The sequence below is a fragment of the Prevotella sp. LMAG:51 genome (genome assembly GCF_008680225.1).
Taxonomy (GTDB): Bacteria; Bacteroidota; Bacteroidia; order Bacteroidales; family Bacteroidaceae; genus Prevotella; species Prevotella pectinovora.
Window position 1 is genome coordinate 1 of sequence record NZ_NALQ01000021.1, and the last position, 20,029, is coordinate 20,029.

The window sequence follows — 20,029 nt, forward strand, 5'->3', positions numbered from 1 at the left end:
GCCCGTGCCAGTTCCCTGTTGAAGCGCGGGTCTTCCGGTTCGACATCCTCCTCTATGACTTCCGCCTCAAGGTGTTGCTTGCGCCCTGCGCCGTTGTTGGTACGGGCGCGTTCCTTTTTTTCAGAAGACCGGTCTGCCGGCGTGTCCTGGGACGCAGGTGCCGGGGCCTGTTTCTCCGATTTGTTCTCTGATATCTTGACGAGTCCCTTGATTATACGTTTCTGTCTGGCCTCTTCTTCCGACTTGTGCTCGAGCGTGTTTCTTAAAGACGTGACCTCTTCCAGAAGGGCGTCCGCCTTACGGTTCGCCTCCTGGAGCTGTTCCTGCAAAAAGGATATCTGTTGCTGCAACAATGCAATAATCTCGTCTTTTTTCATACTCCAAAGGTACGAAAAAAAGACGAGACTACCAAATAAAGCATCATGTATTATTGATGATAATATCACTGGTTATCAGGTATTTACAAGCACGGAGCTGTCAATGTTCAGCCTCTTGCGATATCTTACAGACCTCAGCGATATTCCGTCCATTATAGCGGAAAGGGTCTTGTATGGCATTACGCAAGCCTTCTTGCCGGTGTTGAAATAGGGGATCTCGAAGGTTCCTCTTTCAAGCCGCTTCTGATACAGCGTGAAACCGTCCGTGTCCCAGCGCAGAAGCTTGACCTGCTGCCGGTTCTTACTGAAGAAGATAAACACAGCCCCGCTTAGCGGAGGCAGGTCCATCTCCTGCGACACCAGCCTGTACAGGCCGTTTATCCCCAGGTTCATTCTCACATAGCGCTGGCAGACATAGTAGCGCATCCCGTCATTCAGTCCAAACATGGCAGGCCCTCCATCTGATAAAGCTTGAGGAATGACATGACCGACTGTGCGCTGCCATGTTTTATGTTCACCTGGGTACCGTCCGGAAATGTGAAGCTGATTCCGGACATCGGGTCTGCGGCTTCGGCAAAACCGTCCGCACCGTCTGCCGTTACCGGCAGGAACATCGAACCGGTGGTGTCGGAAGACGGAAGCAGCCGTTCGTATTTAGCCCTGTTCTGGGACTCGCGTATCTGCCTTTTCGCTTCACCGACGCTAAGCCCCCGGGCTTGCATCCATCTTGTCATGCCGCGATGGTATACATGGATTTCCCTCAGGAAGGAGGTCAGGCGGACTTTCGAATCCTGGTTGAGCCGTACAAGATATTTTTTCCATGCCCACTCGTATCGTTCCTCTGCTGTCATATTATTAAAGATTTTGATTTGGCGGCAAAGGTATAATGATAAACGAACGTGTACAAGGCAGCATCGCGGATACGCTTACTAAGAAAGTCTTGGTTCTTCGTCAATTTAGGTGGTATTATGCAGAAAGAGGTAAAAGCACCATGGGATGGTATTTCGGTTTCAAGTTACACCTGATATGCAATGAGAGAGGTGAACTGCTTAACTTTATGCTTACGAAAGCGAATGTTGACGATAGAAACACAGATATTTTTAACAGATTGAGTGATAATGTGTTCGGAAAATTATTCGCAGACAAAGGATATATTTCGCATGGCTTGTTTGAGAGATTGTTTAACGACGGTATAGAAATTGTCACTGGCTTGAAATGCAATATGAAAAACAAGCTCATGCCATTGTATGACAAGATTCTGTTGCGCAAAAGATCTGTCATAGAAACCATCAATGACGAACTTAAGAATGTTGCACAACTTGTACATTCAAGACATTGTAGCGTGTTCAATTTCGTAATGAATGTCCTTTCTGTTTTGGCTGCGTATAGCTTCTTTGAAAAGAAGCCATCCATCAACATTGACTATTGCATAGAGAATGTTGACGGACAGCTTGTTGTTATAAAGTAAACCTCATTTGGACTTTACAATTCTGCATTTTGCCATCCATATTGTTTGGAGGGCAAATGTAATATGCACCTATCGGAAATCTGGCATAACAAGAAAAACGACTGCCGCTTATCCCGAACTCAGGTATTTAGGAAAAAAAATCCTTGTTTATTTGCTTACTCGTCTCCTTGTAAACTTGAAAAAAATTCCATATCTTTGCATTTTAATCCGCGAACTGGAATTTCAGAGTTCTTCAGTACGAGAAATTGAAATTTGGAGTCTCATATATAAAATAAGGTGAGTTGAAAAGGAGAATCATCTTACTGATGTTTATTGTTTTCTGCGCGGCAGCCGGAGTCTTGGGGCGCGAAAGGAAAACAGATGTCGACAATCTCTTGCTTGACAGGATTTTCGACAAGGGCGACAGCTTGCTGCAATCCAGAACAGACACCTCTCTCTATATATATCACAATTTCAGAATCGACATAAAGAAGAGGAATTTCATTCTTAAACTCCTGCCGTCGATGTATCCCATAGCCAAAGGACGAAGGGAATATCAAGGAGAAAGACTGTTCAGACTAATTATGTCAAATAGAAAAATCAGAGACCTTCAGTCCGTGAGGTCAAGCGGCAACGTGCCACGCAACAAGGACGTGGTGTCGATGATGAAGATCCTGCTGCGGCCCAGAATCTACGGCGCCACGATATTCGACAGCTTCCTGCTCTCGCCGTTTGAGCGCACTAACAGGAGCTTCTACAGATACAAGACGGAGCACAACAAGACCACGGGGCTGATGAGAGTGGCGTTCCGACCACGCTTCAAGAACATACAGCTTGTGGCAGGCTCAGCCAACGTGGACTCGGCGGGCTGCATACACGAAGTGGAATTCAGAGGCACGATCGACGTGATGAAGTTTAGAATCCGCATCCTCATGCAGAAAGACCATCCGCCCATGCCCCACAGCAGCAACGTGAGGACACAGATGCGCTTTATGGGCAACAAGGTGGTGTCGGCATACAACGTGCTCTACCATCTGGACCCTGCCGCCATAGACACGCTCATAGCCCGCAGAACGCAGAACGACCCTACCCCCGACAGTGCCACGACTAGGCGCAACCGGAGAGAGAGCAGCTTATGGAAAGACCTGGGCAGCTATCTCATAGACAGACTGGGCGGCGATTTCGGAGGCAACATGAGGGGGAGCTTCAGAATGTCGCCCATAATAAACCCTCTCTATCTGGGCTACAGCAGCTACAAGGGAGTGACCTATCGCATAAAGCTCAACGGGAACCTAGATTTCAGCCCCAACGCAAGGCTCGGCATGGGTGCGAGGCTCGGATATTCATTCAAGCTCCGACAAGTGTATTTCAACATCCCGATGCGGCTCACACTCGGCAGGCGGCTGACCATAGAGACGGAATACGGAACGGGCAACCATATCTTCAATTCGGAAATCCTCACGCAGCTCAAGCATGAGTCGTACGACTCCATCAGATGGGAGAACCTGAGGCTCGACCTCTTCAAAGACATGTACTGGCGCCTGCGCACAAGTTTCCTCATCAACCCGAGGCTAAGGCTGGGCGCAGGATTCGCCTACCACAGGCGTACGGCGGTGGACCCGCAGGACTTCGCCGCAACGGGCAGGAAACCGAAGTATTACTCCTTCTCCCCCACCCTGCAGCTGGTATGGAGCCCGTGGCTGAATCGGGGCCCCGTACTGACCTACGACTATGAGCGGGGCATAAAGGGAGTGATACGGTCTGACATGAACTACGAGCGCATGGAAATAGACGCCTCGTGGAAAATACCCGTGATGAAACTCCGCGTACTATCGATGAAGATGGGATACGGAATATACACATCAAGAAGCAAGGGGGCCTACTTTCTGGACTACAGGAACTTCAGATACAATTCCATCCCAGAGGGATGGAACGACGACTGGACGGGGGAGTTCCAGCTACTGAACAAAAACTGGTATAACGCCTCGAAATACTACGTGAACAGCAATCTGACCTATGAGTCGCCCCTGCTGCTCGTGTCGAGAATACCATTCGTGGGAAAATTCATCGAGATGGAGAGGCTCTATTGCAACACACTCTTCACAGACAAGCTGCACCCCTATCTGGAGTGTGGCTACGGACTGACAAACCGTCTCTTCTCCATAGGGCTCTTCCTAGGGGTGAGCAACAAGCACTTCGAGGGCACTGGCATCAGAATGAGCATGGAGCTGTTCAGAGACTGGTGAATAAAAAAAAACGACAATAAAACCACACACATGAGTTCACTCACAGTTTACAAGGCAAGTGCCGGCAGCGGAAAGACATTCACGCTTGCCGTGGCATACATAAAGCTGCTCGTAGCCAATCCGGCAAGCTACAGAAACATCCTGGCCGTGACTTTCACAAACAAAGCCACAGAGGAGATGAAAACCAGAATACTGAGCCAGCTCTACGGAATATCACGAGGACTGGCCGAATCTGACGACTATCTGAAAAAGATAGCACTTGAGACACAGATGGCGGAAGACGACATCAGAAAAGCAGCCTCGGCAGCCCTCTCGCTCCTCATACACAACTACGACTATTTCCACGTGGAGACCATCGACACGTTCTTCCAGAGCGTGCTCAGGAACCTCGCGCGCGAACTGGACCTCTCGGCAAACCTCAGAGTGGAACTCAACGATACGGCGGTGGAAAACCAAGCAGTGGACCTCATGATAGAGGAACTCGACAGAAAGTCGCCCCTCTTCTCATGGATCGTGAGGTTCATAATGGAAAACATAGACAAAAACAACAGCTGGAACATCATCGGCTCGGTGAAGGATTTTGGACGGATGATATTCAACGACCAGTATCGCGAAATCGGGAAAGCAGTGAACGAAAAACTCTCCGACAGCAGATTCCTCACCTCCTACCGCACCAAGCTGCGAGCCGAAGAGATCGCCGCACGGGAAATTCTCAAGGAAACAAGCTCTGAATTCTTCAGGCTCATCGGCAAATACGGCATACAGGAAGAGGATTTCAAGGGCGGGCAGAGAAGCGGTATACAGAAATACTTCCACCGACTGGCCGAAGACGACCTCAGCGACAGGAATTTCATACCGAAGACCGTGGCAAACTGCATGGAAAGCGAAGAGAACTGGGTTGCGAAAACCAACAAAAACCGCGACCTCATAATACGGGCAGCACGCGAGAGCCTCATGCCCCTCCTCGAGAGGGCGGAAAAGGAAAGGACGACAGCCGCGACAATAGTGAACTCCGTGGCCGCCACGCTCAAGAACATCAACAACCTCAGACTGCTCAGAGACATAGAAAACAAGGTGAAGGAGATGAACGCCGAGGCAAACAGATTCCTGCTCAGCGACACGCAACACCTGCTGCGAATGATGATAAACGACTCCGACTCGCCATTCATCTTCGAGAAGATAGGAACACATCTCAACCACATCATGATAGACGAATTCCAGGACACGAGCGTAGTGCAATGGAACAACTTCAAGGTGCTGCTCGGCGAATGTCTGAGCCATGCCAAGACCACGCCCCCGGGAGTGACAGACAACCTCATAGTGGGAGACATAAAGCAGAGCATCTACAGATGGAGAGCCGGAGAATGGAGTCTGCTCAGCAATATCGCAGAAGCATTCCCCGGATACTCCGTTAACGTAGAATCGCTCGACACCAACTACCGTTCCGAGCAGAATATCATCCGCTTCAACAACGCATTCTTCCGCTCTGCCATAGCCGCCGAATTCGCCAACGAAAGCAATACAGACCAGAACAATGCGCAGCAGATAAACACAGCCTATGCCGACGTGGAGCAGAAGACGATAAAGAGAGAAGCCAAGGGACTCGTGAGCGTCAGGCTGCTGCCAGCCGAAGGCTACGAAGAAAACACGTTCGCCATACTGGCAGACACCATACACGAACTGCTGCAAAGAGGAGTGAGGCAGCGCGACATAGCTATACTGCTGCGCTCAAACAGATACATACCCGTGCTGGCAAACTATTTCACGGAATGCCATCCCGACATAAACATCGTGAGCGATGAGGCTTTCAGACTCGACCATTCGGTCGCCGTGTGCTGCATCATAGATGCCCTGCGCTATCTGTATGGCGGAGACGACGTGCTCACGAGAGCCTGTCTGACAAAGAAATATTCGCTCGCCACAGGCAACGACACATTCTCCGGCAGTCAAATGACAAATATGAAAGACCAGGGCGACAATCTGCTGCCCGAGGAATATACCGCACACCAGGAAGAGCTGAAAGAACTGCCGCTCTTCGAGCTCTGCGAGGAGCTGCTCCATATCTTCAGGCTCGACCGCATGAAGGAGGACGGAGCATATATCTGCGCATTCTTCGACTATCTCAACGCATACATCAAAGACATGTCGGCAGACGTGGCGGGATTCCTCAGAGAGTGGGACGAAAACCTGCACTCGAGAACCATACAGACCGACGACATCGACGGACTCAGGATAATCAGCATACACAAGAGCAAGGGACTGGAATTCGACAACGTGATAATCCCGTTCTGCGACTGGAAGCTGGAACTATACGGAAACAACATCTGGTGTCATCCCGCCGTGGAGCCGTTCAGCCAGCTGCCCCTCATCCCCATCAGCTATTCACCCACACTCGCAAAGTCTATCTATGCCGACGACTACAAGTATGAGCACATGCAGAACACGATAGACAACCTCAACCTGCTCTACGTAGCTTTCACCCGACCGAAGAAGAATCTCTTTGTCGTCGGCAAGCGCAACGCGGCAGGAACACGCTCCATGCTCATAGAGCAGAGCCTGGTGGAAACGGCACAGTCACTAAAAGGAGCCACAATAGAAGGCAAGGACGACAACAGTACAGAACTCACGTTCACATACGGAGAATTCTGCCCTGGCAAGACTAAAGAGGAGGACAAGAAGTCGGGAAACGTGTTCCTGAAGCAGGACATCTCCGTGGCTGCCACCATAGAACACCACGAAATACCACTGGAGTTCAGACAAAGCAACAACAGCAAGAAATTCATACAGGAGAACAACGGAGAAGAACAGGAAGAAAACACGGAGCCGAAAGCCGACTATATCAGCACGGGAAACATACTGCACCAGATATTCTCTGGCATCAAGACGGCAGGCGACGTGGAATCCGAGCTCGACAGGTTTGAAGCAGAAGGAATACTCTATGGAGACAACCTGGACCGGGAGAAGCTGCAGAGCCTGCTCAACGGATACCTGACGGGAAACGAACTCGTGGCTGACTGGTTCTCGCCCCGATGGACGCTCTTCAACGAATGCACGATAATCTGCGAGGAAACCGACGAAAAGACCGGAAAGAAGGAAATCGTGGCACGACGACCCGACCGTGTGATGAAAGACGGCGACGAAGTGGTTGTGGTGGACTTCAAGTTCGGAAAGCCCAACGAAAAATATGCCACCCAGGTGAGACAATACATCGGATACCTCAGACAGATGGGCTACGCCAATGTGAGAGGATACATCTGGTATGTATTCAGGAAAGAAATAAAAGAGGTGGAAAAGTAAAAAACAATACATTGGAAAATATGAAAACATTCCTACAGATAGTAGCACAGGATATAATAAGAAAATACGGAAATGACCTGTCGCGCATAGCGATAATCTTCCCGAACAAAAGAGCCTCGCTATTTCTCAACGAAGAACTCTATAGATGTGCCGGCAAGCCCGTGTGGGCGCCAAACTACCTCACCATCAGCGAACTCTTCCGCAAGTATTCCAAGGCAGAAGTGGGAGACCCCATAAAGCTGGTCTGCGACCTGTATAAAAGCTTCGTCAAGATAACAGGCAAAGACGAGACGCTCGACCACTTCTACGACTGGGGTAGAATGCTCATAAGCGATTTCGACGACATAGACAAGAACATGGCTGATGCAGACAAGCTCTTTGCCAACGTGGCCGACATCCATGAATTCGACGACGCTTCTTATCTCACGGAAGAGCAGAAGGAGATTCTCAAAACCTTCTTCAGCAATTTCTCCGAAGACCACAACACAAGGCTGAAAGAACTCTTCCTATCGCTATGGACAAAGCTCAAGGACATATACAACGATTTCAGAGAAAGACTTGCCAGCCAAGGACTTGCATACGAGGGAATGCTGTATAGAGAAGTGATAGAAAATGGCGGAATAGAAAAAGAATTCGACAAATACATCTTCGTGGGATTCAACCTGCTGCAGAAAGTAGAACACCGCCTCTTCCGACATTTCAAGGAAGAAGGCGCAGCCGAGTTCTATTGGGACTACGACGAGTTTTACTGCAACCCGAAACGCACAGCCTCAAGCCACAAGGAAGCGGGAAAATACATCTCAATGTATCTTTCGGAACTGGGAAACTCCCTGCCGCAGGAGGACTACGGGGCGGCTTACGACAACTTCTCAGCCGACAAGACAATATCATTCATAAAAGCCAAGACGGAGAACATACAGGCAAGATTCGTCAGCGAATGGCTGAGGCAAAACGGACGCTACAAGGACGGCAGGCGCACGGCAGTGGTGATGTGTGACGAAGGGCTGCTCACGGGCATAATGTATGCAATACCGGAAGAGGTGGAAAACATAAACATCACCACGGGCTACCCCCTATCGCAGGCCCCGGTGTCATCATTCGTGTCGCAGCTGCTCGACCTGCAGACCATCGGACTGAGGACCGACAACGGATTCAGAATCTCCTTCATCCGTAGTCTGCTCACACATCCATTCACCAAATATCTATCCGCAAAAGCCTCAGAACTGCTGAAGGAGCTACAGGTGAAGCGGATTCTATATCCGAAAAACGAAGAGCTTTGGGCAGACAACAGTCTCAAGGCGCTCTTCCTGCCGATGGACTCCAACCTGAAGCTCATGCAATGGCTACTGAACATACTGAAAAACATAGCCGGGAAAAATGAAGACGTGCTCTTCGTTGAGTCGGTATTCAATATGTACACGCTCATAAACAGGATAAAGGGACTCGTGGAGGCAGGCGAACTTGATGTGGACAGGATAACAATACAGAAGCTCCTCAAGCAGCATATCGCAGCCACATCGATACCATTCCACGGAGAACCGGCGATAGGAATACAGATAATGGGAGTGCTGGAAACGAGGAACCTGGACTTTGACCACGTGCTGCTGCTCTCATGCAATGAGGGGAACATGCCAAAGGGAATAAGGGATTCGTCATTCATCCCCTACTCCATACGAAAGGCCTACGGGCTGACAACGGTGGACAACAAGGTGGCCATCTATTCCTACTATTTCTACAGGCTGCTGCAGCGGGCGAAAGACATCACGATTGCATACAACACATCGACGGAAAACGGCAACAAAGGCGAAATGAGCCGCTTCATGCTCCAGCTCATGGTGGAGAGCAGACACGAGATAAACAGGCTCTCGCTGCATGTGGGACAAAGTTCGGTGGAGAAAATCGCCGTAAGGTTTGAGAAGGACGACAACGTGATGAAAATCCTTTCAGCCTACGGCTCCCTCTCGCCAACGGCTCTCAACAGATACCTGCGATGCCCGATGCAGTTCTACTTCAACAACATAGCCGGAATAAGGGAGCCCGACGAGGACATAGAGGAACATCTCACGAGCAGGGCGTTCGGAAACATATTCCATAATGTGCTCGAAGAAATATACAAGGACTTTGCCGGGAACGGCAAGATGATAACTTCTGAAGTGATAAAACAACTCTCTGAAACACAGAACATCGAGGCCGTGGTGGACAGGATGTTCCAGAAAGAGATGTTCGGAAGCGACGAACGGCTGTGGCGCAAGCTCCACTACAACGGAATGCAGCTCATCAGCCGCACGGTACTCATAAAATACGTGAAGCGGCTTCTCGACATCGATCTGGAACTGACGCCCTTCAGCATCGTGGCACTCGAAAAAGACATGTTCATGAATCTGGACGTGAATACCGACGAGGGAGTAAGGAAAGTGAAGGTGGGAGGAAGAATCGACCGCCTCGACATGGTGAACGACCCCAAGACGGGAAGGCAGACCATCAGAGTGATAGACTACAAGACGGGCGGAAGCGACATAAAGACTCCTGTAGCCACCATCGGAGAGATATTCTCTGCCGACGAAGCCGGCGGAAAGAAACACACAGACTATTATCTGCAGGCGATGCTCTACTCGATGATAGCCCGAAACGACAGGAAACTGAATCCCCAGGCGCTGCCAGTCAGTCCGGCACTAATATTCATCCAACGTGCATTCGGGGAGAACTACGACCCAGTGATCTCGCTGGGCAGACAGAGAATCAACGATGTGGAAGAATATCAGGCGGAGTTCGGAGAGGGGCTGAAAGCCCTTGTGGCAAACATATACGACAGGAAAGAAGCCTTCGCGCCTACCGCCAATCTGAAAATCTGCACATATTGCCCATACAAGCCCTTGTGCGGCAGATAGCGGAAAGGGTAAGACTCCAACCTTCACTTAGGTCGGAATCTTACCCTCAACAGTAATTGATGCTCAATAGTAACCATCCCTCCCCGACAATCAGGACTCAAGGGTAACCGTCCATCCCCTATAAGGGGGGGGGGGAGGTTAGGTGGGGACTGAAGTAGTAGTAAGACCGTGGTTGCTCGTTTTTGGCAACTCTTGTGACCATTGGGAGTTATCCTGGCAATTAGAATTGCCGCAGATGGCTACTTGAGCAAAAAAATCATTCAAGATAGCTTATACTGCGATATTTTACGTAACTTTGCAAAAAAATAGAAAGACAGACAGTTATATGAATGTTGTTATCAAGGAAACGGATATAATAAAGGCAGCCAACGAAGGCATGGACGAGTTCGTCAACCTGTTCTCAAATGCCATACTCGACAGCATCGGGGGAAGTCTCACGGCTGAAAACATGGCAGAGCTTTCGGCAGACCAAATCACGCTTCTGGCTTATATCTGGCTGAGAGACGAAGTGATGGACGGAGGATTCGTGCAGCTCATACACAACGGCTACGGACCATTCATCTTCGACAACCCTTTCGCAAGGGCGATGAAACAATGGGGACTTCGGGATTTCTCAAAATTACTGTATTCGGCAAGAAAACTATACAATGAAAACAAGGAGGAAATAGAAAGAGAATGCAGCGATGAGGAGTTCATGGCTCTGTTTGAAAGATTCCCTGACTTTGATGATTTCGACGACACGTTCGTGGAAAACGAAGAGGAATGGACTTCAGAAATCGCCCATTACATCGATGGACACATCGATGAATTCGCAAAAATCGAACAGTAAAAGCATCCATATTGTCTGTAGTCTTGACAACACACTTATTATTTCAGTCCAGACTGTAGTCTTGGCTGAATATAGTCTTGACGACATAATGAATTAGAAGAAAAACGTTTTATGAATAAAGAACAGGAATTGTTGAGAAAGAAAAGTCCTGTGAGCATACGCAACAAAAAGGCTTCTTTCGAATATTTCTTCGTAGACACATACACGGCAGGAATAGTGCTGACAGGAACGGAGATAAAGTCCATACGTATGGGCAAGGCTTCGCTCGTGGATACATTCTGCTATATACACAACGGGGAAATATGGGTGAAAGGAATGAATATATCGCCTTATTTCTATGGCTCTTACAACAATCATGAGAGCAAGCGTGACAGGAAACTTCTCTTGAACAAAAAAGAAATCCACAATCTGCAGGAAGACACAAAGCAGGTGGGCTTCACCATCATACCGACGCTCCTCTTCATCGACGACCATGGAAGGGCTAAGCTCGACATAGCCCTATGCCGCGGAAAGAAAGAATTTGACAAGCGTCAGACTCTCAAAGAGAAAGAAGACAGAAGAGAAATGGACAGGGCAAGGAAAAGATTCTGACAAATGTAGAAAGATATTTTGTCGGATGCAAGAGAAAATCCCTTTGATATGAAAATAAAGAATATAATGTTTGACTTGGGTGGCGTGATAATGACCATCGACCAGCCAAGTGCAGTAAAGAGATTCAAGGAAATAGGACTGGAGGACGCAGATCGGCGCCTTGACCCCTATACCCAGAGCGGAATATTCGGAGACCTGGAAGAAGGAAAGATCACGGCTGAAGAATTTATCCGCGAACTCAGCAGGCTCTGCCACAGGCGACTGACTTTTGATGAATGCAAATACGCATGGAGAGGATACACGAAAGAGGTGCCTCTCAGAAACATAAAAGTCCTGGACAAACTTAAAAGCATGGGCTACAGACTGATTCTCATCTCAAACACAAACCCTTTCATGATGAGCTGGGGGATGAGCGACGGCTTCTCAGGCGACGGACGAAGCATAGCAGATTTCTTCGATTCTCTATACATGAGCTTCAAGATGAAGATGATGAAGCCGAACAGGAAAATGTTTGAGGAAATCATTTCTAAAGAAAGTATTCTGCCAGAGGAAACTCTCTTCGTTGACGACGGACCGGCAAATATAGAAATGGGAAAGAATCTGGGATTCAAGACGTTCTGCCCCCCAAACGGAGAGGATTGGACGAAGGAGCTCCTTGACGCCCTTGAAGCTCTGAACGCAAGATAGAAGATCAAAACTTAATATATCATGTTTAAGAAGAAAAGAAGATGGCATTGTCTGTCAGGACAAGAGCCAACTGAGCTTGACAAGAAGGTAATGTATTGGGAAAACAAAGGTAAAGAGGTTCCGACACGTGACCTCATCCGAACTCCCGAAGAAATAGAAGGAATAAAGCGTAGCGGCATCGTCAACACAGGAGTGCTCGACGAAGTGGCAAAACAGATACATGCCGGCATGAACACTCTGGAGATTGACAAAATCTGCTATGACTATTGCGTAGACCATGGCGCAACTCCAGCATGCCTCAATTATGAAGGTTACCCCAAAAGCGTGTGTACGAGCATCAATGAAGTGGTGTGCCACGGAATACCTAAGGAGGAGGATGTCTTGCAGGAGGGCGACATCGTCAACGTTGACTTCACCACAATACTTGACGGATATTTCGCCGACGCCTCACGAATGTTCATTATCGGCAAGACTACTCCTGAGAAGGAGCAGCTCGTGAGAGTGGCAAAGGAATGCCTCGAAATTGGAGCTGAAGCGGCAAAGCCGTATTCTTTCGTCGGAGATATAGGTCACGCAATACAGAAACATGCTGAGAAATACCACTACGGTGTGGTAAGAGACTTGTGTGGACACGGTGTGGGACTGAAATTCCACGAAGAGCCTGAGGTACTGCATTTCGGACATCGTGGAACAGGAATGCTACTCGTGCCAGGCATGGTTTTCACCATCGAGCCGATGATCAATATGGGAACATGGCAGGTATTCATCGATGAAGACGATGAATATGGATGGGAAGTAATCACGGGTGACGAAAAACCGAGCGCACAATGGGAGCACACTTTTCTAATGACTGAACATGGAGTGGAGATTCTCACCCACTAAAGGCTGAGGCTTGAAAATTTCTGATTATGGAACAAAAGGATATATATATATTAGGAATAGAAAGCAGCTGCGACGATACTTCGGCTGCTGTCTTGAAAAACGGAGTGCTGCTGAGCAATGTCACGGCTTCGCAAGATGTGCACATGGCATATGGCGGCGTTGTTCCTGAACTTGCGTCGAGAGCACATCAGCAAAACGTCGTGCCCGTGGTTGACCAGGCTATAAAAAGAGCCGGTATAACCAAAGAACAACTGTCGGCTGTGGCTTTCACAAGAGGTCCGGGCCTTATGGGCTCGCTGCTCGTGGGCGTAAGTTTTGCCAAAGGCTTCGCACGCTCGTTGGGCATTCCGCTAATCGACGTGAACCATCTCCAGGGTCATGTCATGGCTCACTTCATAAAAGAAAGCGATGACGACAACTCTGCTCCCCCACTCCCGTTCTTATGTCTGCTCGTAAGCGGCGGAAACTCACAGATAGTCAAGGTGAACTCATACAAGGACATGGAGCTACTGGGACAGACTATCGACGATGCTGCCGGCGAAGCAATAGACAAATGCTCAAAGGTGATGGGACTCGGATATCCGGGCGGTCCTATCATAGACAAGCTGGCACGCAAGGGAAACCCCTTGGCATATAAGTTCGCTGAGCCTCATATAGCCAATCTGGACTACAGCTTCAGCGGACTCAAGACTTCTTTCCTCTATAGTCTACGTGAATGGATAAAGGACGATCCGGAATTCATCGAACATCACAAGGAGGACATCGCGGCAAGTCTTGAGCATACGATAGTGGACATCTTGATGAAGAAACTTCGTCTAGCCGTGAAGCAGACGGGCATAAAGCACGTGGCTGTGGCAGGAGGCGTGAGTGCGAACAACGGACTGCGGAATGCTTTCAAAGACCATGCGAAACGTTATCATTGGGATATCTACATCCCAAAGTTCAGCTATACAACCGACAATGCGGCCATGATAGCCATAACGGGATATTATAAATATATGGACAAGGAATTCTGTCCGATAGACGCTCCGGCGTTTTCTAAAGTAACGTTCAAATAAAACAAAATCAAACACAATGGGTTTCGAAAACAAAATACTTAGTAGAGAGATCAGCCAACTGATATGGGAAAACGGCAAAACCCTCGGCACTGCTGAGAGTTGCACCGGCGGACGTATCGCAGAGTCTATCATCGCCATGCCAGGTGCTTCCAATTATTTCAAGGGGGGGATCGTTTCCTATACCAATGAGATAAAGGAGAGAATCCTCGGCATCAGCCACAATCTTCTGGAAGAGAAGACTGCCGTATGCGAGGATGTAGCGATAGAGATGGTGAAAGGCGCCATAAAGGTTCTTGATGTTGACTATGCCATTTCGGCAACCGGTTTTGCCGGTCCTGGCGGAGGCACGGGCGATATTCCGGTGGGTACGATCTGGCTTGCCTGCGGCAACAAGGATGATATCGTGACAATGAAGCTGGAAGACGACTTCGGCAGAGACATAAATCTTGCAAATGCCACGACAAAGGCTCTTCAGATGTTTCTGCAATATCTGCTCGACCGAAGCGAAAAAAGCGATGATGACGGCGAACCGACTCCGACATTTGGAGTTGTGGAATGATTAAGAAACTATCATCAAAGTCATACAAACCTAAAGGGAGCCATATCAAAGAAAATATTGATATGACTCCCTTTAACTATATTTTACTTGACAGGAATGATAATTCTTGCTTACAGCAGACAGACCGCTAACATCATTCCATGTCATTATATAAGATTTTCATCTTATTCTGTCGGCTGCACGGATAAGAGCCTCGTCTGCCTTTATGGCTTTGCGGGCCATGAATATCAATATCATTGAAACCAATGGCAGTACTGATACAAAACCGATTTTGAAGTCTGCATCCAACTCCCCTTTGAACATCCATGCGAAAACAGCATAAGCTATATACCATACGACTATGAGCAAATTGTTCCATCCGCAAAGCTTTATCTGCAATTTTCTGTTGTTAAACTTGAATATAGTGAAGAAGCTTGTAACAGTAGCCAGGAGCAATATGCAGAAGAGAGGACATACAGTATAGCTTACGCTTCCGTTGCCGTATTGAATCCACAGATTATACATTGCCGTATCCACTCCAAGATTCTTGGGATGAAATACTCCTATGGGAAGACACAAGCATACAATCGTCAGAATAGCCGCTACCAAGAGGAAAACGGACTGTTTGCGCTGTATCATATTTAGTTGTTGTCTTTTGATGGGTCGCGCCAATAAATCTTTCCCTCAACGAATTCCTGGGTAGCAAGCAATGTTGGCTTTGGAAGTTTCTCGTAGTAACGGGAAATCTCTATCTGCTCACGGTTCTCGAATACTTCCTCAAGGCTGTCATTGTAGGAAGCAAACTCTGCCAGCTTCTTGCTGAGATCCTGCTTGATCTCAATTGAAATCTGGTTGGCACGTTTGCCGATGATGGCTACACTCTCGTAAATATTATCGGTCTCATCGCAAAGATCCATAATATTGCGCGTAACGGTATTTACCGGTGCTTTTGACTTTTTGTAATCCATTCTTTAAAATTATTATTATTGTTTTCTGTTTTTATTCTCAAGATGGCAAGACCACTTGCTCGAAATGGAGGCCGTACCGATTGTTAGTCTTTAACGTATTTCTTGCAGATATTGATGTATTTCTCAGCCAGGCTGCGGCTCTTGGAGTCTGGATATTCGTTAATGAATCCATAGCATTCATCCTCTGCGTCTCTATAGCGGTCGATGCGTTTTGACTCTACGCTCTGTTCTGCCAACTCGAACTTACTCTTAACGATAAGCAACGCGAAGTCTTCTCTCAGTTCGCTGTACGGATAGTCGTTCAGCGCATTCTGCGCTGTGATGATACATGCCTGATAATTGCTGCCTCCGTTAGTGCAGTTGCCGAAATATGTTCCGAGATTATAATACAGCTGTGCGGAATATAATTCTTTCTTTACCAACTTATCCTGCAACTGGAAGAGTCTGCCCTGCGCTTTGTCTTTCATCCTGGCATCCTGAAACAAATCCATATAATCCTGAAAGGCCGATATGGCTGACACCGTCTGAGACTGGTCAAGACGAGGTTCCGGAGTGCACATATACAGACTTTCGCCGATGTAGTAAGAAGCAAGTTCTGCATACATGCCCTTAGGATACGACTTGTAATACTTCTTGAAATATTCAGCAGCGGTTTCATAGTCTTTGTCCTTGAACTCAGCCATTGCCAACATGAAGAGAGACTCCTCAGCATTGTCTGTACCCTTCTGTATTGTCACAAGCTCCCGCAGAAGTGTCGTGGCCTTGACATATTTGCCACGAGCATAGCACTCCTTGGCATACTCGTATTTCAAATCGTTGTCTGTCGACTTATATATCTGGTTGAATTGGTTCACGCAACTCGTGAAAAGGAGCATCGCTCCGGCCATTACGACGATTATCTTTTTCATATAAGCAAATTAATTCGAGTTGCAAAAATACACATAATAATTTATACTTCAAAATATTAGCTTTCGATTTACCTGAAATATCCGCATTTTTAGCCGTTTATTCGATTTTTTACAATTCCTTAAACACAAAACGGCGATTAGGGCTTGCTTGTATTTTGTTTTTTAGAAGAGCGGATTTTGTTTGGCTTTTAACCCAGACACGAATAAACCGCAATGCAATGAGGACATTTACAATCAACAGTATTACGTATAAGAAAACGCTTGTCTACATGGCAAGAACTATAGGAATACAACTATGGAAGCGGCAAGTTGCAACTGCGAATACGGCTTTTCCTTGATATTCCCAAAAAGTTAATTCTCCATCTCCTTTGTGGCTTATGATAAAATGAGTACTTTTGCAATTCGGACATGTTCTTCGCCTTTTGAAGTCATGCTTAACAACATAAGGAAGAATCATTAAACGATGGATAAATTCACTCTCACTTCTAAATACCAGCCAACTGGTGACCAGCCTGAAGCAATCCGCCAGCTCACCGACGGATTGAATAATGGAGACAAGGCACAGGTGCTGCTTGGCGTAACGGGTTCAGGTAAGACATTTACAGTAGCAAACGTAATTGCCAACGTGAACCGCCCTACTCTTGTGCTTAGCCATAACAAGACATTGGCTGCACAGTTGTATGAAGAGATGAAAGGATTCTTCCCGGAAAATGCCGTGGAATATTATGTTTCATATTATGATTATTACCAGCCAGAAGCATATCTTCCGCAGACAGATACATATATAGAGAAAGACCTTGCCATCAATGAAGAGATAGACAAGCTGAGGCTGTCTGCCGTGTCTGCGTTGCTCTCTGGAAGAAAGGATGTCATTGTAGTGTCTTCCGTTTCATGCATTTACGGTATGGGTGGTCCTGCTGCCATGGCGCAAAGCGTGATAACGGTCAAACGAGGACAGGTTCTTTCGCGCAACATGTTCCTTCGCCGTCTTGTAGACTCGCTTTATGTGAGGAACGACTTGGAGCTGCAGCGTGGCAATTTCAGGGTTAAAGGCGACACAGTGGACATATTCATGGCATATAGCGACAACGTGTTGCGCGTTACGTTCTGGGATGACGAAATCGATTCCATCGAGGAAGTTGACTCTGTAACGTTCCACAAACTTGCATCATTCAACGAATATCAGATTTATCCAGCCAATCTGTTCATTACTTCAAAGGAACAGACACAGGAAGCCATCAGCGAAATATCCAAAGATCTTGACGAACGCATTGAATTCTTTAACGAAATTGGCGACAACATTAAGGCCCAGAGAATTAAAGAGCGTGTAGAATATGATATTGAGATGATAAAAGAGCTTGGACATTGTTCTGGAATAGAGAATTATTCAAGGTATTTTGACGGACGCTCGGCAGGTGACAAGCCTTATTGTCTTTTGGACTTCTTCCCTAAAGATTATCTCATGGTCATTGACGAAAGCCACGTCAGCGTGCCTCAAATAAGAGCAATGTATGGTGGCGACAGGGCACGCAAGCAGAATCTCGTGGAGTTTGGCTTCAGACTACCTGCCGCATTCGACAACCGTCCTCTGAAGTTTGAGGAATTTCAAGAAATGACAAATCAGGTGATTTACGTATCTGCCACTCCCGCAGACTTTGAACTGCAGGAAGCAGAAGGTGTCGTAGTGGAACAGGTGATACGCCCTACAGGACTGTTGGATCCGGAGATTGAAGTGAGGCCAAGCGAGAATCAGATTGACGACCTGATGAACGAAATACTGATACGTTGCGAAAAAGATGAGCGTGTGCTGGTGACCACTCTGACAAAGCGTATGGCGGAAGAGCTGACTGAATATCTTTTGAACCATGAAGTGAGGGCAAATTATATACATAGCGACGTGGCAACTCTTGACCGTGTGAAGATAATGAATGATTTGCGGGCCGGTCTCTTCGATGTCCTGGTTGGTGTGAACCTTTTGCGCGAAGGACTTGATCTGCCGGAAGTGTCATTGGTTGCCATTCTCGATGCTGACAAAGAAGGGTTTCTGCGTTCTCATCGCTCGTTGACACAGACTGCGGGTCGTGCTGCACGAAATGTTAATGGCAAAGTCATCATGTATGCTGACACCATCACAGAAAGCATGCAATTGACAATCGACGAGACGGAACGTCGCAGAATGAAACAAATGGCGTATAACAAGGAACATCATCTCACGCCAAAGAAAATCGAGAAGGAAATCAAGACAAGCGCCCTGGGAGTCCAACGCAATGGCTCTAATGAAATGGAAACAAAGGTTGGACACAAGACCACCACGTACGCTCCATACGTTGAAAAAGATTCGTTGGCATTTGCAGCTGATCCTATAATGATGAAGATGAGCAAGGCTGAAATCGAGACAAGCATTGCCGACACTACGGAATTGATGAAGAAGGCTGCAAAGAATCTTGACTTCATTCAGGCTGCGCAATACAGAGATGAGATATTGCGCATGGAGAAATTATTGGATGAGAAGCGATAAACCATCATATTGGCGCTTAATCAGACAATTTGTCGATTTCCTCAATATCGATGTATCCTTGCATTACTGCATAAACCGTGAGTGCGCCCACACTTTTGCGCTTCAGCTTTTCCGTGATGTTCTTTCTGTGGGTAATTACAGTAGACAGGCTGATGCACAGCTTGTCAGCGATTTCCTTGTTGATATACCCACGCACAATATGAGTCAGGACCTCTATTTCCCTTGGAGACAAACCCTTTGACATTTCTTTTGCGGTGTGTTCAGGAAACTTGTTGCCATGTGCATGTGCACTCTGTTCAAGATGAAGCAGAGATTTTACGAGTTCACTTTCTGATACATTCACGTTAACGCTGTGGAATTTTTCCACTACCAGACTTGGTTCATTGGTGGATGTCAACACAATAGTCTTTTTCTTGTTATCTCTGAAGAACTGCAGGTTTGTGAACAATATGTGTTCGGTCACGAAGAAGTGATAGTACAATTGCATGTCATTTGTTTCCAATTCAGAAAACGAGCGGAAACAATCAACAGTAATTTCTGGCATTATGTCCTTCAATAATGATCTCAATCCAATTGCCGCAAAAGTGTTTGAATCAATGATTGCGACCTGTGGCTGCTGTGGTAGTGTGGAATGTGCTGTATTCATCAATTAAACGTGTTGAACTAATAATTGTACATTGATTAAATTATGCATGATGCTATAAAATTGCATGACAACATATGGATAATTGCATGACGATAATGGATTGTAGCATGACACATAAGGATTGTAACATATGAAAACAACAAGCAGGA

At 47.2% G+C, this 20,029-nt stretch carries 16 protein-coding genes and 2 pseudogenes; 11 read left to right on the forward strand and 7 right to left on the reverse strand.

The features are described 5' to 3' along the window. From CCC32_RS07035 to CCC32_RS07045, 3 genes and pseudogenes are all read right to left on the reverse strand, one after another. Positions 1-377: pseudogene (locus CCC32_RS07035) on the reverse strand (IS66 family transposase); the annotation flags it as partial. 75 nt (positions 378-452) lie between these two features. Next, on the reverse strand, positions 453-824 hold the full coding sequence (tnpB, locus tag CCC32_RS07040) for an IS66 family insertion sequence element accessory protein TnpB (RefSeq protein ID WP_044066062.1): 372 nt from the start codon (positions 822-824) through the stop codon (positions 453-455). Beyond that, positions 812-1,228: a hypothetical protein gene (locus CCC32_RS07045; RefSeq protein ID WP_044075054.1), complete on the reverse strand. Its 417-nt coding sequence runs from the start codon at positions 1,226-1,228 to the stop codon at positions 812-814. The genes tnpB and CCC32_RS07045 overlap by 13 nt, the downstream gene beginning before the upstream one ends. 119 nt (positions 1,229-1,347) lie before the next feature. On the opposite strand from CCC32_RS07045, the pseudogene CCC32_RS07050 reads away from it, so the two are divergent. From CCC32_RS07050 to CCC32_RS07095, 10 genes and pseudogenes are all read left to right on the forward strand, one after another. Beyond that, a pseudogene (locus CCC32_RS07050) lies at positions 1,348-1,845 on the forward strand (IS982 family transposase); the annotation flags it as partial. Positions 1,846-2,150: 305 nt separating this feature from the next. Continuing rightward, entirely contained in the window at positions 2,151-4,070 is a 1,920-nt protein-coding gene (locus CCC32_RS07055) for a DUF5686 family C-terminal domain-containing protein (protein ID WP_042520255.1), read from the forward strand. A 30-nt stretch (positions 4,071-4,100) separates the two neighbouring features. Then, the gene (locus tag CCC32_RS07060) at positions 4,101-7,367 is read left to right on the forward strand and encodes a UvrD-helicase domain-containing protein (RefSeq protein ID WP_287073309.1); all 3,267 of its coding nucleotides are present in this window, start codon (positions 4,101-4,103) and stop codon (positions 7,365-7,367) included. Positions 7,368-7,387: 20 nt separating this feature from the next. Further along, positions 7,388-10,255, forward strand: coding sequence for a PD-(D/E)XK nuclease family protein (locus tag CCC32_RS07065; RefSeq protein ID WP_287073312.1), 2,868 nt, complete (start codon positions 7,388-7,390; stop codon positions 10,253-10,255). Between the two features lie 325 nt (positions 10,256-10,580). Beyond that, positions 10,581-11,084, forward strand: a complete 504-nt coding sequence (locus CCC32_RS07070) for a DMP19 family protein (protein WP_022315681.1) — start codon at positions 10,581-10,583, stop codon at positions 11,082-11,084. 111 nt (positions 11,085-11,195) lie between these two features. After that, positions 11,196-11,675, forward strand: a complete 480-nt coding sequence (gene smpB, locus CCC32_RS07075) for an SsrA-binding protein SmpB (RefSeq protein ID WP_022315683.1) — start codon at positions 11,196-11,198, stop codon at positions 11,673-11,675. A gap of 48 nt (positions 11,676-11,723) precedes the next feature. Next, positions 11,724-12,362, forward strand: a complete 639-nt coding sequence (locus CCC32_RS07080; protein ID WP_287073314.1) for an HAD family hydrolase — start codon at positions 11,724-11,726, stop codon at positions 12,360-12,362. 21 nt (positions 12,363-12,383) lie between these two features. Continuing rightward, entirely contained in the window at positions 12,384-13,244 is an 861-nt protein-coding gene (gene map, locus CCC32_RS07085) for a type I methionyl aminopeptidase (protein WP_022315685.1), read from the forward strand. Between the two features lie 26 nt (positions 13,245-13,270). Beyond that, on the forward strand, positions 13,271-14,302 hold the full coding sequence (gene tsaD, locus CCC32_RS07090) for a tRNA (adenosine(37)-N6)-threonylcarbamoyltransferase complex transferase subunit TsaD (protein WP_022315686.1): 1,032 nt from the start codon (positions 13,271-13,273) through the stop codon (positions 14,300-14,302). A gap of 16 nt (positions 14,303-14,318) precedes the next feature. Continuing rightward, positions 14,319-14,861 carry a CinA family protein gene (locus CCC32_RS07095; RefSeq protein WP_022315687.1) on the forward strand — a complete coding sequence of 181 codons (543 nt, stop codon included), beginning with the start codon at positions 14,319-14,321 and terminating at the stop codon, positions 14,859-14,861. Between the two features lie 159 nt (positions 14,862-15,020). Here the strand turns inward: CCC32_RS07095 and CCC32_RS07100 are convergent, their stop codons facing one another. The 3 genes from CCC32_RS07100 to CCC32_RS07110 all read right to left on the reverse strand — a co-directional run bounded on the left by CCC32_RS07100 (position 15,021) and on the right by CCC32_RS07110 (position 16,716). Then, positions 15,021-15,479: a DUF4293 domain-containing protein gene (locus tag CCC32_RS07100; RefSeq protein WP_022317247.1), complete on the reverse strand. Its 459-nt coding sequence runs from the start codon at positions 15,477-15,479 to the stop codon at positions 15,021-15,023. Positions 15,480-15,481: 2 nt separating this feature from the next. Further along, positions 15,482-15,808 (reverse strand): DNA-directed RNA polymerase subunit omega, encoded by a 327-nt coding sequence (locus CCC32_RS07105; RefSeq protein WP_022317248.1) that lies wholly within the window; start codon positions 15,806-15,808, stop codon positions 15,482-15,484. Positions 15,809-15,891: 83 nt separating this feature from the next. Further along, positions 15,892-16,716, reverse strand: a complete 825-nt coding sequence (locus tag CCC32_RS07110; RefSeq protein WP_022317249.1) for an outer membrane protein assembly factor BamD — start codon at positions 16,714-16,716, stop codon at positions 15,892-15,894. A 463-nt stretch (positions 16,717-17,179) separates the two neighbouring features. On the opposite strand from CCC32_RS07110, the gene uvrB reads away from it, so the two are divergent. Then, entirely contained in the window at positions 17,180-19,234 is a 2,055-nt protein-coding gene (uvrB, locus tag CCC32_RS07115) for an excinuclease ABC subunit UvrB (RefSeq protein ID WP_044064563.1), read from the forward strand. A 16-nt stretch (positions 19,235-19,250) separates the two neighbouring features. Here uvrB and CCC32_RS07120 read toward each other — a convergent pair whose 3' ends face one another. Then, positions 19,251-19,778, reverse strand: a complete 528-nt coding sequence (locus CCC32_RS07120; RefSeq protein WP_287073321.1) for a response regulator transcription factor — start codon at positions 19,776-19,778, stop codon at positions 19,251-19,253. Between the last annotated feature and the right edge of the window lie 251 nt (positions 19,779-20,029).

Excerpts from the sequence above, each read along its gene's own strand:
- CCC32_RS07120 (WP_287073321.1), bottom strand. The coding sequence starts at position 19,778 with ATGCCAGAAATTACTGTTGATTGTTTCCGCTCGTTTTCTGAATTGGAA.
- tnpB (WP_044066062.1), bottom strand. The coding sequence starts at position 824 with ATGTTTGGACTGAATGACGGGATGCGCTACTATGTCTGCCAGCGCTAT.
- CCC32_RS07055 (WP_042520255.1), top strand. The coding sequence starts at position 2,151 with ATGTTTATTGTTTTCTGCGCGGCAGCCGGAGTCTTGGGGCGCGAAAGG.
- CCC32_RS07100 (WP_022317247.1), bottom strand. The coding sequence starts at position 15,479 with ATGATACAGCGCAAACAGTCCGTTTTCCTCTTGGTAGCGGCTATTCTG.
- CCC32_RS07105 (WP_022317248.1), bottom strand. The coding sequence starts at position 15,808 with ATGGATTACAAAAAGTCAAAAGCACCGGTAAATACCGTTACGCGCAAT.
- CCC32_RS07045 (WP_044075054.1), bottom strand. The coding sequence starts at position 1,228 with ATGACAGCAGAGGAACGATACGAGTGGGCATGGAAAAAATATCTTGTA.
- CCC32_RS07060 (WP_287073309.1), top strand. The coding sequence starts at position 4,101 with ATGAGTTCACTCACAGTTTACAAGGCAAGTGCCGGCAGCGGAAAGACA.
- uvrB (WP_044064563.1), top strand. The coding sequence starts at position 17,180 with ATGGATAAATTCACTCTCACTTCTAAATACCAGCCAACTGGTGACCAG.
- map (WP_022315685.1), top strand. The coding sequence starts at position 12,384 with ATGTTTAAGAAGAAAAGAAGATGGCATTGTCTGTCAGGACAAGAGCCA.
- CCC32_RS07095 (WP_022315687.1), top strand. The coding sequence starts at position 14,319 with ATGGGTTTCGAAAACAAAATACTTAGTAGAGAGATCAGCCAACTGATA.
- smpB (WP_022315683.1), top strand. The coding sequence starts at position 11,196 with ATGAATAAAGAACAGGAATTGTTGAGAAAGAAAAGTCCTGTGAGCATA.
- CCC32_RS07080 (WP_287073314.1), top strand. The coding sequence starts at position 11,724 with ATGAAAATAAAGAATATAATGTTTGACTTGGGTGGCGTGATAATGACC.
- tsaD (WP_022315686.1), top strand. The coding sequence starts at position 13,271 with ATGGAACAAAAGGATATATATATATTAGGAATAGAAAGCAGCTGCGAC.
- CCC32_RS07070 (WP_022315681.1), top strand. The coding sequence starts at position 10,581 with ATGAATGTTGTTATCAAGGAAACGGATATAATAAAGGCAGCCAACGAA.
- CCC32_RS07110 (WP_022317249.1), bottom strand. The coding sequence starts at position 16,716 with ATGAAAAAGATAATCGTCGTAATGGCCGGAGCGATGCTCCTTTTCACG.
- CCC32_RS07065 (WP_287073312.1), top strand. The coding sequence starts at position 7,388 with ATGAAAACATTCCTACAGATAGTAGCACAGGATATAATAAGAAAATAC.